At 70.7% G+C, this 14,355-nt stretch carries 12 protein-coding genes and 2 tRNA genes; 3 read left to right on the top strand and 11 right to left on the bottom strand.

Annotation, left to right across the window (positions count from 1 at the left end):
• Position 1: 1 nt before the first annotated feature.
• From FF100_RS09655 to FF100_RS09675, 5 genes are read right to left on the bottom strand one after another with little or no spacing between them, the layout of a single operon-like run.
• A complete protein-coding gene (locus FF100_RS09655) occupies positions 2-697 on the bottom strand; it encodes an ABC transporter ATP-binding protein (RefSeq protein WP_139035484.1) in 696 nt (231 codons plus the stop codon).
• Entirely contained in the window at positions 697-1,452 is a 756-nt protein-coding gene (locus FF100_RS09660; RefSeq protein ID WP_139035486.1) for an ABC transporter ATP-binding protein, read from the bottom strand. Before FF100_RS09660 ends, FF100_RS09655 begins: the two co-directional genes overlap by 1 nt.
• Entirely contained in the window at positions 1,449-2,438 is a 990-nt protein-coding gene (locus tag FF100_RS09665; protein ID WP_139035488.1) for a branched-chain amino acid ABC transporter permease, read from the bottom strand. Before FF100_RS09665 ends, FF100_RS09660 begins: the two co-directional genes overlap by 4 nt.
• Complete coding sequence (locus tag FF100_RS09670; RefSeq protein ID WP_139035490.1) at positions 2,435-3,358, bottom strand: branched-chain amino acid ABC transporter permease; 924 nt, start codon at positions 3,356-3,358, stop codon at positions 2,435-2,437. Before FF100_RS09670 ends, FF100_RS09665 begins: the two co-directional genes overlap by 4 nt.
• A gap of 25 nt (positions 3,359-3,383) precedes the next feature.
• Entirely contained in the window at positions 3,384-4,580 is a 1,197-nt protein-coding gene (locus FF100_RS09675; protein WP_139035491.1) for an ABC transporter substrate-binding protein, read from the bottom strand.
• Positions 4,581-4,978: 398 nt separating this feature from the next.
• Between FF100_RS09675 and FF100_RS09680 the strand changes: the two genes are divergently transcribed.
• Together FF100_RS09680 and FF100_RS09685 are read left to right on the top strand one after the other, a co-directional pair.
• A complete protein-coding gene (locus FF100_RS09680) occupies positions 4,979-7,354 on the top strand; it encodes an oxidoreductase (protein WP_139035493.1) in 2,376 nt (791 codons plus the stop codon).
• A gap of 166 nt (positions 7,355-7,520) precedes the next feature.
• The gene (locus FF100_RS09685; protein WP_139035495.1) at positions 7,521-9,206 is read left to right on the top strand and encodes a methyl-accepting chemotaxis protein; all 1,686 of its coding nucleotides are present in this window, start codon (positions 7,521-7,523) and stop codon (positions 9,204-9,206) included.
• Between the two features lie 261 nt (positions 9,207-9,467).
• On the opposite strand, the gene argC is transcribed toward FF100_RS09685, so the two are convergent.
• The 6 genes from argC to FF100_RS09715 all read right to left on the bottom strand — a co-directional run bounded on the left by argC (position 9,468) and on the right by FF100_RS09715 (position 13,620).
• Positions 9,468-10,445, bottom strand: a complete 978-nt coding sequence (gene argC / locus FF100_RS09690) for an N-acetyl-gamma-glutamyl-phosphate reductase (protein WP_139035497.1) — start codon at positions 10,443-10,445, stop codon at positions 9,468-9,470.
• Between the two features lie 312 nt (positions 10,446-10,757).
• A complete protein-coding gene (locus FF100_RS09695; RefSeq protein ID WP_139035499.1) occupies positions 10,758-10,943 on the bottom strand; it encodes a hypothetical protein in 186 nt (61 codons plus the stop codon).
• A gap of 18 nt (positions 10,944-10,961) precedes the next feature.
• Positions 10,962-11,591: an alpha/beta fold hydrolase gene (locus FF100_RS09700; RefSeq protein ID WP_139035501.1), complete on the bottom strand. Its 630-nt coding sequence runs from the start codon at positions 11,589-11,591 to the stop codon at positions 10,962-10,964.
• 59 nt (positions 11,592-11,650) lie between these two features.
• Positions 11,651-11,726: transfer RNA gene (locus FF100_RS09705), tRNA-Lys, on the bottom strand.
• Positions 11,727-11,831: 105 nt separating this feature from the next.
• Positions 11,832-11,907: transfer RNA gene (locus tag FF100_RS09710), tRNA-Lys, on the bottom strand.
• A gap of 141 nt (positions 11,908-12,048) precedes the next feature.
• The gene (locus FF100_RS09715) at positions 12,049-13,620 is read right to left on the bottom strand and encodes a 2-isopropylmalate synthase (protein ID WP_139035503.1); all 1,572 of its coding nucleotides are present in this window, start codon (positions 13,618-13,620) and stop codon (positions 12,049-12,051) included.
• Positions 13,621-14,022: 402 nt separating this feature from the next.
• Here FF100_RS09715 and FF100_RS09720 point away from each other — a divergent pair, with 402 nt between their 5' ends.
• Entirely contained in the window at positions 14,023-14,355 is a 333-nt protein-coding gene (locus tag FF100_RS09720; RefSeq protein WP_139035505.1) for a hypothetical protein, read from the top strand.

Raw genomic sequence — 14,355 nt, forward strand, 5'->3', positions numbered from 1 at the left:
TTCACACATGAAGGAAACGGTCCTTCACCTCCGGCGCCTCGCGCAGCGCAGCGCTGGTGCCGGTCCAGACCACGCGGCCCTTCTCGATCACCACGTGGCGGTCGGCGAAGCGGGCCAAGGCATCGACGTTCTTGTCGATCACCAGGATCGCCTCGCCCTCGCCCTTGATCGCCCGCAGGCAGGCCCAGATCTCCTCGCGGATCAGCGGCGCCAGCCCCTCCGTCGCCTCGTCGAGGACGACGAGGCGCGGGTTGGTCATCAAGGCGCGTCCGATCGCCAGCATCTGCTGCTCGCCGCCCGAGAGCTGGTCGCCGCCGTTGCGCCGCCGCTCCTTCAGGCGCGGGAACAGGCGGTAGACCGCATCGAGGCTCCATTTGGCAGCCCGCCCGCCGCGATGGGTGGCGATCAGGTTCTCCTCGACCGAGAGGGTCGGGAAGACCTGGCGCCCCTCCGGCACCAGCCCGAGGCCGCGGCGCGCGACGAGGTGGGACGGACGCCCGGCCATGTCCTCGCCGTCGATCAGGATCCGCCCGGCCCGGGGCTTGAGCAGGCCGAAGATCGACTTCACGGTTGTGGTCTTGCCCATGCCGTTGCGGCCGAGCAGCGTCACCACCTCGCCCTTGGCGACGGAGAGGTCGATCCCGAACAGGATGCGGGAATCGCCGTAGGCGCTCTCCAGACCCTCGACGGTGAGCATCAGGCCGCCTCCTCCTCGCCGAGATAGGCGGCGCGCACCGCCGGATCGGAGCGGACCGTGTCCGGCGCGCCGCTCGCGATGACGCGGCCGTAGACCAGCACGCTCATCCGGTCGGCGAGCGCGAACACCGCGTCCATGTCGTGCTCGATCAGCACGATGGTGTGGGTGGCCTTCAATGCGCGCATCAGCCCGACCAGGATCGCCGATTCCTCCGGGCCGGTGCCGGCCAAAGGCTCGTCGAGAAGCAGCAGGCGGGCATTCGTCGCGAGCGCCACCGCCAGTTCGAGCTGGCGCTTCTCGCCGTGCGACAGGCTGCCGGCCCGCCGCCCGGCCCGGTCGGCGAGGCCGACGCGGTCGAGCGCCGTCATCGCCTCGGCATTGAGCGCCGTCTCGCCGGCAGAGGGGCGGAAGAAGCGGAAGCTCGAGTCGGAGCGGGCCTGGACCGCGAGCGCGACGTTCTCCAGCACCGAGAACCCGTCGAGGATCGAGGTGATCTGGAACGAGCGGGCGAGTCCCCGGCGGACCCGCGCCACCATCGACAGAGGGGTGACGTCCTCGCCCGCGAGATGCACCGTACCGGAATCGCTCGGCAGACTCCCCGAAAGCTGGTGGATCAGCGTGGTCTTGCCGGCGCCGTTCGGGCCGATGATCGCGTGCAGCTCGCCCGACGCCACGTCGAGGCTGACGTCGTCGGTGACCTTGAGCGCCCCGTAGGACTTGCGCAAATTGCGAACGGACAGGAGCGGGGTCGTCACGCGCGCCTCCCGATCTTCGCCGCCAGTCCCGCGAGGCCGCCGCGGGAGAGCAGCACGACCGCGACCAGCATCACCCCGAGGCCGAGGCGCCAATGGTCTGAATAATGCGCCAGCACCTCTTCGAGCGCGATGAGCGCCGCCGCCCCGACGACCGGTCCGACCAGCGTGCCCATGCCGCCGAGCACCACCATGACGATCAGCTCGCCCGAGCGCTGCCAGCTCATATAGGCCGGCGAGACGAACTCGGCCTGGTTCGCCAGCAGCACGCCGGCGAGCCCGGCGATGGCGCCGGCGATGACGTAGGCGGTGAGCCGGTAGGGCAGGGGGGAGAAGCCGATCGCCTGCATCCGCACGGCGTTGTCGCGGCTGCCGCGCAGCACCCGGCCGAAGCGCGAGGCGACGACACGGCGGAGAGCCAGGAGCGCGACCGCCAGCACCGCCAGCACCAGGTAGAACAGCGCCGGGTCGCCCTCGATCAGCCGCATTCCGAACAGGGTCGAGCGGCCCGACAGCGGCAACCCGTCGTCGCCGCCATAAGCCGCGAGCGACACCATGAAGAAATACGCCATCTGCCCGAAGGCCAGCGTGATCATGATGAAGTAGACGCCGCGGGTGCGCAACGAGATCGCCCCGGTGACCAGCGCGAAGAGGGCGCAGGTCACGGCTGCCGCCGGCGCCTGCACCGCGAGGTCGCGGATGCCGTGGGCGTCGAGGATGCCGACCGCGTAGGCCCCGAGGCCGATGAAGGCGGCGTGGCCGAACGACACCATCGCGCCGTAGCCGAGCACGAGGTCGAGGGAGAGGGCCGCGAGCCCGAAGATCATCATCCGGGTCGCGGTGACGACCAGGAACGGCAGGCCTGCCGCCTCCGCCGCGAGCGGCAGGGCGGCGAGCGCGGCGAGGACCAGCCCGGCGAGCGCCGTGCCGGAGAGCGCGGCCCGGCGCCGGGGCGGCTCGGCACTGATGCGGGCGACCAGGGTGCTCATCGCGACCCCCGCGCCGGGAACAGCCCGGAGGGCCGGAAGAACAGCACGGCGGCCATCAGGATGTAGATCAGCATCGGGGCCAGCGTCCGCCCGGTCTGCGAGGCGGCCGACGCGTCCATCACGCTGCGCAGCAGGATCGGCCCGAAGGTGCGCCCGAGCTGGTCGGCGAGGCCGACGAGGAGCCCCGCCACGAAGGCGCCCCGCACCGAGCCGACGCCGCCGATGACGATGACCACGAAGGTCAGGATCAGCACCGAATCGCCCATGCCGGGATCGACCGACAGGATCGGCGCCACCATCGCGCCGGCGAATCCCGCCAGCATGGCGCCGAGCCCGAACACCACCAGGAACAGCCGGCGGATGTCGACGCCGAGCGCCGCCACCATCGGCCCGTTGCTCGCCCCGGCGCGCAGCCGCATGCCGAGACGGGTGTGGTTGACGAGAAGGTGCAGCCCGAGCGCCGTGGCGAGGCCGGCGGCGATGATCGCCACCCGGTAGAGCGGGTAATGCAGGGTGCCGACGAGATGCACCGAGCCCGACAGGGCGTCCGGCACCGGCACGCTCATTGGCGCGGCGCCCCAGACGATGCGCACGCCCTCGTTGAGGATCAGGATCAGCCCGAAGGTCGCGAGCACCTGGTCGAGGTGGTCGCGCCCGTAGAGGTGGCGCACCACCAGGACCTCGAGGGCGAGGCCGAAGGCCAGCGTCGCCGGCAGCGCCAGCAGCAGCCCGAGGCCGAAGCTGCCGGTGGCGGCGGTGAGCGTCGCCGCGAGATAGGCGCCGATCATGTAGAGCGCGCCGTGGGCGAGGTTGATGAGGTCCATCACCCCGAAGATCAGGGTCAGCCCCGCCGCCACCAGGAACAGCAGGATGCCGAGCTGGACGCCGTTCAGCGCCTGGATCAGGAACAGGTTGAGCATCAGCCCAGCACCCTCTGTGCGTCGATCACTTCATCTTGCACTCGGCCGCATAGTTGTCCTGATAATTCGAAAAGATTTTTTCCGCGATCTGGGTCTCGTACTTCCCGTCCGACCGCTTGGCGGCCTTGACCAGGTAGAAGTCCTGGATCGGATAGTGGTTGTTGCCGATCTTGAAGCTGCCGCGCAGGGATTGGAACTCGGCGGCCTTCAGCCCGGCGCGGATCGCGTCCTTGTCCTTGAGGTCGCCCTTGGCGCGCTTGATCGCGGCGTCGATCATCAGGGCGGCGTCGTAGGCCTGCATGGCGTAGGTGCCCGGCACGCTGCCGTACTTCTTCTCGTAGGCCGCCACGAAGGCCTTGGATTGCGGGTTGTCGAGGTCCGGCGCCCAGTTGGCGCCGCCGTAATACCCGACCGCCGCGTCCTTCTGGGCCGGCAGGGTGCTCTCGTCGACCGTGAAGGCGGAGAGGAACGGGATCGTGCTCAGGCCCGCCTGGCGGTACTGGCGCACCAGGTTGACGCCCATGCCGCCGGGCATGAAGGCGAAGACCGCGTCGGGCTGCGCCGCCGAGATCTGCGCCAGCTCGGCCGAGAAGTCGAGCTGGCCGAGCGGCGTGAACATCTCGTTCACCACCTCGCCCTTGTAGGAACGCTTGAAGCCGGCGAGCGAGTCCTTGCCGGCCTGGTAGTTCGGCGCCAGCAGGACGAGGCGCTTGTAGCCCTTGTTCTGCGCGTACTTGCCGAGGACCTCGTGGACCTGATCGTTCTGGTAGGAGGAGACGAACAGGTTCGGGTTGCACTCGGCCCCGGCATAGTTCGACGTGCCGGCATTGGGCGAGATCAGGAAGGCGCCGCCCTCGGTCACCGGGCGCACCACGGCGCGCAGCACGTTCGAGAAGGTCGGCCCGACCACGAACTCGACCCGGTCGCGCTTGACCAGTTCCCGCGCCTTGTTGGTGGCCACGTCCGGCTTCAGCTCGTCGTCGACCGTCACCACCTCGGCGTCGAGGCCGCCGAGCTTCTTGCCGAGGGTGTCGAGGGCGAGGAGAAACCCGTCGCGGCCCTGCTCGCCGAGCACCGCCGAAGGTCCCGACAGGGTGAACATCAGCCCGACCCGGACCTTTCCAGATCCTTCCCCTTGGCCTTGCGCGGCGGCGGGGCCGGCCAGCAGCGTGGCGCCCAAGAGAGCGGTCGCGAGACGGCTGGCGTTCCGGATCGGCGTCATCCCGTATGTCCCCTTCGTGTCGAGAGTATCGTCGGCACTTGTCCGGTGCGACGCAGCCGAAGTCGAGTCGCTGCGGGAGGCGAAAGCGGCGCGTCTTTCGTCGGATCCCGACCCGCCCCGCCGGAATACTTTACGCATGAAATATCCCCTGGCAACCGCCCCCGGCGACTTTTTCGCCCTGCCGCATCACTGTGCAATGCAGCGAGCATTATGCTGAAAAACAAAGCTTATTCATCACGGCAACGCAGCATTCGGGGCGCGTCTTCGACCGGAGGCCAGATCGTCGCCTGCCCGGTCGAGTGCCCTCCCGGACTCGTCCCGGTGCCCTCTTGCGCCGCGATATTTCAAGTATAAAGTTTCTCTGTCGGCGGACCCGCCGCCCCACGAAGGAGCCCTCCATGCGCGTCACGGTGATCGGCGGCGGCCCCGGCGGGCTCTATTGCGCGCTCCTGACCAAGAAGCGCCGGCCCGGCTGGCGGGTCGAGGTCTATGAGCAGAACCGGGCCGACGACACGTTCGGCTTCGGCGTCGTGTTCTCCGACGAGACCTTGCACGAGTTCCTGTCGCGCGATCCCCGCTCCTTCGCCCGCATCCGCGATGCGTTCTCGTACTGGGACGACGTCGCGATCCACAAGGAGGGACGCGTCATGCGCTGCGGCGGCAACGGCTTTGCCGGGGTGAGCCGGATGCGCCTGCTGCGGATCCTCCAGGAACGCTGTCGCGAGGAGGGGGTGGACCTCCATTTCGGCGAGAGCATCCCCCCGGACCAGCTCGCCGCCCGCTTCCCCGATTCCGACGTCATCGTCGCCTGCGACGGCATCAACTCGCGCATCCGCGAGCACTTTCGCGATGCGTTCGAGCCGGAGGTCGAGATCAAGTCCAACCGCTTCTGCTGGATGGGCTCGACCCGGCCGATGGACGAATTCAACTACTTCTTCCGCGAGACGCCGCACGGCATCGTCTGTGCCCATACCTACCAGTACGAGCCCGGCCGTTCGACCTGGGTGTTCGAGATGGACGAGGCCTGCTGGCAGGGCCACGGCTTCACCGAGACCGACGAGGACGGCTCGCGCCGGGTCCTCGAGGCGCTCTACGCCGAGGAATTGCAGGGCCACGGCCTGCTCCTCAACCGCTCGACCTGGCGCCGCTTCCCGCGGATCTTCTGCCACGCTTGGTCGCACCGCAACATCGTGCTGCTCGGCGACGCCAAGGCCTCGGCGCATTTCTCGATCGGCTCGGGCACCAAGCTGGCGATGGAATGCGCCATCGCGCTCTCGGACGCCCTCGTCGACAAGGCGGAGGACGACGTCCAGGCGGCCTTCGCGGCCTATGACCGGGCGCGGCGCACCCCCTGCCAGGTGGTGCAGCACAATGCCGACGTCTCGCTGGCCTGGTTCGAGCACATGAACCGCTCCTGGGACATGGACCCCGAGCAGTTCTCGATGGTGGTGATGTGCCGGGCGAAGTCCGTCACCTACGACAACCTGGTGGTGCGCGATCCGGCTTACGTCGCGGCGGTGGACGATGCGTTCTACGCCCGCCTCCACGCCGAGACCGGCGAGGATTACCGGGAGAGCCGGCCGACGCCGATGTTCACCGGGCTCAGTCTGCGCGGGATGCGGATCCCCAACCGGGTCGCGATGGCGCCGATGGCGCAGTACTCGGCCGATGCGGAGGGCAACCTCACCGACTGGCACTTCGTGCATTACACCTCGCACGCGCTCGGCGGTCCCGGCCTGCTCTTCACCGAGATGACCTGTCCCTCGGCGGAGGCCCGCATCACCCCGGGCTGCCCGGGTTTGTGGACCGATGCCCACGAGGCGCAATGGGCCCGGATCGTCGACTTCGTCCATTCCCATAGCGAGACGAAGATCGTGATGCAGCTGGGCCATGCCGGCCGCAAGGGCTCGACCCAGCTCGGCTGGGAGCGGATGGACCGGCCGCTGCCCGAGGGCAACTGGCCGATCGTCTCGGCCTCCCCCATCCCCTACCTCGACGGGGTGAGCCAGGTGCCGAGAGGACTCGACCGCGCCGGGATGGACCGGGTGCGCGACGAGTTCGTTCAGGCGACCGAGCGGGCGGCGCGGGCGGGCTTCGACATGCTCGAGCTGCACTGCGCCCACGGCTACCTGATGGCGTCGTTCCTCTCGCCGCTCACCAACACCCGCACCGACGCCTATGGCGGGTCGATCGAGAACCGCCTGCGCTTCCCGCTCGAGGTCTTCTCCGCCATGCGGGCGGCCTGGCCGGCGGAGCGCCCGATGTCGGTGCGCATCTCGGCCACCGACTGGGCCGAGGGCGGCATGACCGAGGCCGACACGGTGGCGGTGGCCGAGGCCCTGCACGAGGCCGGGTGCGACCTCGTCGACGTGTCGGCCGGCCAGACCGTCGCCGACCAGCGCCCGGTCTATGGCCGGATGTTCCAGGTCCAGTTCGCCGACGCGATCCGCAACCGCTCCCGCAACCGCGCCCCCATGGCGGTGATGGCGGTGGGCGCGATCACCGAGGCGGGACAGGTCAACACCATCCTGCATACCCGCCGGGCCGACATCGTGGCGCTCGGCCGGCCGCATCTGTGGAACCCGAACTTCTGCCGCCAGGCCGCGGCCTGGTACGACGCCCGCACGCAAGCGTGGCCGAAGCCCTACCTGCCCGGCCGCGACCAGGCCCATCGCGAGCTGCCCAAAGCGCGCGAGCAGGAGATCGCCTTGCGCCGCAAGGCCCGGCCGCGGCCGCACCAGGCGGGGCAGGGGACGGGGCAGGCGGCGGAATAGGACGGTGACCGCGCCTGCCCGGTCGGCCGGCATCCTGCCGATCGTCGCGGCGGGGTGGCGTTTCTCGCGCCAGACAGGAATTTCTTCACTAAGATATAACGAAGCATCTTTTATGAAGTGACTGCCTTTCTTTCAGGGCCCAAAGGTCGAGCCGGACGGTCGCGCGATGAAGTTGTCGATCAAGCATGTCCTCGTCGGGACAATCATGACGCTGATGGTGTTCAGCGTGGCACAGGGTGGCAACGGCATCTTGCGGCTGGTGACGCTGCGGGACGATATCGTCGAGATCGCCAGGACGCGGATCCCGGCGTCGAACCTGATCAACCAGATCTACGCCGAAACCCAGAGGTACCGGATCAACCTCTACCGCTTCGTCGTGACCTCGAACGACGATGCCGCCTACGACCGCAACGAGCAGGCCCTGACCGACAGCCGCAAGGTGCTGGTCGATCTCCAGGCGCAGTACGCGCCGCTGATCTCCGGTCCCGAGGAGCGGGCGGCGTTCGGGCGCTTCGTCGCCCGGTGGAGCGACTACCTCGAAGGCCAGAAGAAGGTGACCGGTGCGATGGCGGCCGGCGACCAGGCCTCGGCGCTCGCAGCCCTGACCGGCCCCGAGATGACCGCCACCAACGCCGACGCGACCGGCGCCCTGCGGGCGATCGTGACGATGAATGCCGATGCCGCCCTGGCGAGCGCCGAGCACAGCAGCGCCAGCGCCGGCACCGGCATCCTGGCGGCGGCGGTGATGACGGCCCTGGCGCTCGCGGCGGCGATCGGCGCGGTGATCTTCAGCCTCCTGGGCATCGCCCGCCCGATCGCCCGCATGACCGCCGCGATGGGCCGGCTCGCCCGCCACGACCTCGCGACCGAGATCCCGGGGGCCGTGCGGCGCGACGAGATCGGCGCCATGGCCGCCGCCGTGCAGGTGTTCAAGGACGGCCTGATCCACGCGAAGGCCCTGGAGGAGGAGACGGTGCTCGCCCGCGCCTCGGCCGAGGAGCAGCGCCGCGCCGGGATGCGGCAGATGGCCGATGCCTTCGAGCGGGCCATCGGCGGCATCGTCGGCCGGGTCTCGGCCTCGGCGACCGAGCTGCAGGTCACCGCCGAGCAGATGACCGCGACCGCCACGGAGACCGCCACGCAATCCTCCACCGCGGCGGCCGCCGCCGAGCAGGCCTCGTCGAATGTCGGCACCGTGGCGGCCGCCGCGGAGGAGCTCGGCGCCTCGGTCCAGGAGATCGGCCGCCAGGTCGACGGCTCGGCCCGGCTGGCGCAGGCCGCCGTGGCCGAGGCCGGGCAGACCGCGCATCAGGTGCGGGCGCTGACCGAGGCGACCGCCCGGATCGGCGACGTGGTCGGGCTGATCTCGTCGATCGCGGCCCAGACCAACCTGCTGGCGCTGAACGCCACCATCGAGGCGGCGCGGGCCGGCGCCGCCGGCCGCGGCTTCGCGGTGGTCGCCGCCGAGGTCAAGGAGCTGGCCGGCCAGACGGCCCGCGCCACCGAGGAGATCACCAGCCAGATCGCGGCGATCCAGGCCTCGACGGGTCAGGCGGCCGGCGCGATCGGCCAGATCACCGCGCGGATCGAGGAGATCTCCGGTGTGGCGACCTCGATCGCCGCGGCGGTCGAGGAGCAGGGCGCGGCGACCCAGGAGATCGTCCGCAACGTCAGCCAAGCGGCCATCGGCACCGGCGAGGTCACGGGCAACATCGCCGGCGTCGCGGGCGCGGCCGAGGAGACGGGTGCTGCGGCGAGCCAGGTTCTGGTCTCGGCCTCGGAACTGTCGCGCCAGTCCGAGCACCTGTCGGCGGAGGTGGCGCGCTTCCTGGATACCGTGCGGGCGGCGTGAGGACCATCGGCGTGAGGACCATCGGCGTGCGGCTCACGGGGCCCGGCGCGCCAACGACCGCCGCTCGGCTCGATCGCGTTTCATGGTTGCGGTCGTGGTCACTCCGTCGCCAGCGGCGGTGATGTCCGAGACAGGACGAGGCGCGGGGTCCGCCCCTCCCCGCGGGCGGGGAGAGGAGGAGCCCGCGCCGTTGCTTGTTCCGCCTGCGCCCTCGGCCCGGCCCCGCGCCCGCATGGGGGGAGCGCGAATCGCCTCTCGATCTCACGGCCAGACCGGGGCACCGTCGACCCCCGTGCTCTCCGGCAGGCCGCAGATCAGGTTGGCGTTCTGCACCGCCTGGCCGGCCGCGCCCTTGCCGAGATTGTCGATCGCGCCCATCGCGATCACCAGGTCGCGCTCCGGATCGGCCGCGTAGCTGACGAAGGCGAGGTTCGAGCCGGTCGCCCACTTGGTCTGCGGCGGCGCGTCGGTCACGCGGACGAAGGCCCGCCCCGCATAGAAGCGCCGGGCGGCGTCGAGGCACTCGGCCGTGGTGGCGCGGCCGCGGCAGACGATGGTGGCGAGGAGACCGCGGGTCATCGGCACCAGATGGGGCGTGAAGACCAGCCCGGCGGCGCTGCCGCCGCTCAACTGCGCGATCGTCGTCGCGATCTCCGGCATGTGGACGTGCTGGAGCAGGCCGTAGGGCACCAGGTTCTCGTTGCTCTCGGCATAGCCGAACCGGCTGTCGCCGCCGCCCCGGCCGGCGCCGGAGATGCCGGTCTTGGCATCGATCACGATGTGGCCGGGCTCGATCAGCCCGGCCGAGAGGAGCGGCGCCAGGGCGGTCAGCGTCGCGGCGGGGAAGCAGCCGGGATTGGCGACGCGGCTGCGGCCGGCGATCCGGTCCGGCCAGATGTCGGCCAGGCCGTAGGCCCATCCCTCGGCGTAGCGGTGGTCGCCGCCGATATCGACGATCTTCACGCTCGCGGGCACGCGCGCCAGCGCCTCGGCCGAGCGGCCGGTCGGCAGCGACGCGAACAGCACGTCGAGCGCCGGCAGGGAGGCGGGGTCCCACGGCTCGATCACCAGATCGGCGAGCCGGGCCGGCACGCCGGGAAAGCGGTCGACCAGGCGGAGGCCGGCGCTGCTCTCGCCCGCGGCGTAGACGAGGTCGAAGGACGGATGGCCGGCGATCAGGCGCAAGGCCTCGCCGCCGCCGAAGCCGCTGATTCCGACGATACCGACGCGGAGGGTCATGGACGTGTCTTCCTGGGTTCAGGGCAAAAGAAAACCCCCGGAGCCGGGGGCTGCGGGGGTTCTCGGGATTGCGGGCCGGGTCGCCTGGAGCGGGCGGGACTACCGTGAGGCCGTCACCGCGCGGACAGGACGCTGATCGACGCGCAGCCGGAAGGCCGCCGCTTCGAGGCGGCGTCGGCGTCGATCGCACAGGGTCCGAGTCCCGATCATCGGGCGGGACAGTGTCGCCGGTCCCCTCCCGCGTCAAGCGGAATGTCGGCCGCCCTCCGCACGGTCTGGCGGGCTCCCAGGTCGGCGGCTGCGCGGGGACGCCTATTCCGGTCCCAGCCGGAGATCCGGGTCGGTGAACCGGGAGGAAACCTGCGCGCAGGCGCCGTAGCGCTCGTTGGCGAACCTCGCCGGCTCGGTCAGGGTGGGAAACCGCGCCATTCCGTCCCGTCGTCCGACCGCCATGCGGCAGGTGCGGGCGCCGATGCCGACCGATCGGAACTCGATCATGTCCCGAAGCGCGCGGGGTCAGCCCGGCTGGGCGGCGGACGGGATCCAGGCCGACAGGATCTCCAGCACCGCCTGCACCGTGCCGGGATGATCCATCAGGAACGTGTGGTGACCCGGGACCGTGCGCCAGGTCTCGCCGGCGCCGAGCCGGGCGCGCTCCAGGCTGACCAGGCCGTCATGCGGCCTCGCGATCCAGGGGTGGAAGAACGGGATGAGCGCCCGCGTGCCCGCCACCACCGCCATCGGGCAGGCCGGCACCGGGATTGCCGCGGCGGCCCCTGTCCGTAGGTCGAGGAGGGCGGGGCCGAGCACCGCCCGCCCGAGCCGGAAGCGCGAGACGAGGTCCGCCGCCTCGCTGCCGCGGTTCGGCGTGCCCAGCATGACGAGGCCGGCGGCAGGATCGGCGGCGGCGAGGTGGCGGGCGACGAGCCCGCCCATCGAATGGCCGATGAGGACGATCGGGCCCTCGTTCCGGTCCCGGATCGCCGCCAGGGCGGGCCGCAGATGCTCGGCGCAGGCCGCGAGGCCAAGGCGACGGGACGGGTAGCCGAGGCTCTCGACCCGATACCCGGCCGCCCGCAGGCTTGCGGCGAGACGCGCCATGCTGGCCTGGCTGCGTCCCAGGCCATGAAGCAGCACCACGATCATGCGCGCCCCGGTCGGGAACGGCCGGAGCCGTCGAATGACATCGTCATGGTTTGAAAGGGTGGTGGGCGCACTAGGGCTCGAACCTAGGACCCGCTGATTAAGAGTCAGCTGCTCTACCAACTGAGCTATGCGCCCGTCGCCCGCGAGGACGAGAGGGGAACGGCCACCTACCGTTCCACTGGTGCCGGCCATCCTGTCGGAGCGCCGAAGACAGTTACCGCGAGAGTAACCGGGTTCTTGTGGTGGGCGCACTAGGGCTCGAACCTAGGACCCGCTGATTAAGAGTCAGCTGCTCTACCAACTGAGCTATGCGCCCGCTCTCACAAGAGCGCCTCCGGGGAAGCCACCAAACCGCCCCGGCGGTGAGGGTCGTTTAATGGGCCGGCGGAGGGCTGTCCAGCCCCGATGCCGCCGAGCCCTCGATTTTTTGCCGGCTCCCGCCCGGCTCCCCCGCGGCTTACTCGGCGGCGGCGTGCTGGGCGTGCAGGCGGCTGGCGCCGGCCTGCAGCTTGTTCAGGGCGGCGAGGTAGGCCTTGGCCGAGGCGACCAGGGTGTCCGGATCGGCGCCGCGGGCGGTGACGATGCGGTCGTCCTGGCGCAGGCGCACCGAGACCTCGGCCTGGGCGTCGGTGCCCTCGGTGACGGCGTGGACGTCGTAGAGCTCGAGCGCGGCCTCGTGCGGCACCAGGGCGTGGATGGCCTTGAACACCGCGTCGACCGGGCCGTTGCCGTCCGTCTCCTCGGTGACGATGCGGCCCTCGATGTCGAGGCGCAGCGTCGCCCGCTGCGGGCCGCGGGTGCCGGCGATCACCGTGAGCGAGACCAGCTTGATGCGGTCATGCGCGGTGGCCAGGTTCTCGTCGACCAGGGCCTCGATGTCCTCGTCGTAGACGTGCTTCTTGCGGTCGGCCAGCGCCTTGAACCGCTCGAACGCGTCCTGGAACTGGTTGTCGGACAGCCGGTAGCCCATGTCCTCGAGCTTCGAGCGGAAGGCGGCGCGGCCCGAATGCTTGCCCATCACCAGCGAGGTCTTGTGCACGCCGACCGATTCCGGCGTCATGATCTCGTAGGTGGTCTGGTTCTTCAGCATCCCGTCCTGGTGGATGCCGCTCTCGTGGGCGAAGGCGTTCCGGCCGACGATCGCCTTGTTGTACTGCACCGGGAAATGGGTGGCGCCGGCCACCAGCTTCGAGGCGCGCACCAGCTGGGTGGTGTCGATGCCGGTCTCGTAGGGCAGCACGTCGGCGCGGGTCTTGATCGCCATCACGATCTCCTCCAGCGCCGCGTTGCCGGCCCGCTCGCCGATGCCGTTGATGGTGCACTCGATCTGGCGCGCGCCGCCCTCGATGCCGGCCAGCGAGTTCGCCACCGCCAACCCTAAGTCGTTGTGGCAATGGACCGAGAACACCGCCTTGTCCGCGTTCGGCACCCGCTCGCGCACGGAGCGGAACATCGCCCGGTACTCGTCGGGCGTGGCGTAGCCGACCGTGTCGGGCAGGTTGATGGTGGTGGCGCCGGCCCGGATCGCCGCCTCGACGCAGCGGCACAGGTAGTCGATCGGGGTGCGGGTCGCGTCCATCGCCGACCACTCGATGTCCTCGACGAGGTCGCGGGCCTGGGCGACGGTCTTCAGGATGATCTCGACGACCTCGTCCTCGGTCTTGCGCATCTGGTGGGCCAGATGGATCGGCGAGGTGGAGACGAAGGTGTGGATGCGGCCGCGGCGCGCGAACTTCACCGCTTCGCCGGCCCGGGCGATGTCGGCGGGGATCGCGCGGGCGAGGCCCGCGATCACCGCCCGCTTCGAGCGCCGGGCGATCTCCGCCACCGCCTCGAAGTCGCCGTTGGAGGCGATCGGGAAGCCGGCCTCGATGATGTCGACGCCCATCGTGTCGAGCATCTCGGCCACCGCCAGCTTCTCCTCCAGCGTCATGGTGGCGCCGGGGCACTGCTCGCCGTCGCGCAGGGTGGTGTCGAAGATCAGCACGCGCTCGGCGGGGGAGGCGGTGCGGGCGGTCTGGTCGGTCATGGTCTGGCATCCTGGTACGCCCGGGAGGTCGCGTCACGACGGGGCGGCTTGGCGACGGGGCGGCTTGCGCTCGGAGGGTGTCTCGACTTTCAACCCCCAAGGGCCCAGGCGCACGCCCGGACGGCCCTCAGGGGCTGATAAGGAGAAGGAGGCCGCCGAGAAGGAGCGCGCGCGCCCGCGCCGCCGGGAGGGCGGTCGTCGGAAGCGTCAGCGGGGAGCCGGCATGAGCCACGGCTCGCGTCTCCTGAAGGGGTATGACCCAGTGCGAGGGCCGCCTGTGTAACGGCAGGCGCGCGCGATGACAAGCCGCGCCCGACGCTGCGTCGGCCCGCGATTGACCGCCCCGCCCGTGCTTGCCACAAGCTTGGCCTTACGTGTTCATCCCAAGGTGGAGTCGTCCCCGTGTCGCATTGGAAGCCCGGGCTCGCCGTCGCGGCCCTCCTCGCCCTCGCCGCCTGCCAGTCGAAGCCCGCGGTCCCGCCGCCGGCCGCCGGCCTCGGACCGGTCGCCGCGCTCCCCGCCGGGGCTCTGCCCGCCGGCACCGGCTGCGGCCCGGCCATCGCCCGCACCCAGGCGGTGGTCGACAGCGACGTCGCCACCGGCAACCTCAACGCCCCGGTCGGCAAGCGCTTCTCGGCCGACCTCGCCAACGCCTCCTCGGCCTGCGCCGCCGGCCGCGACGGCGAGGCCCTGCGCCTGCTGGCGGCCGCGAAGGCCCGTTACGGCTACCCGTAG

It is taken from the genome of Methylobacterium terricola (assembly GCF_006151805.1).
In the GTDB taxonomy this organism is placed as follows: domain Bacteria; phylum Pseudomonadota; class Alphaproteobacteria; order Rhizobiales; family Beijerinckiaceae; genus Methylobacterium; species Methylobacterium terricola.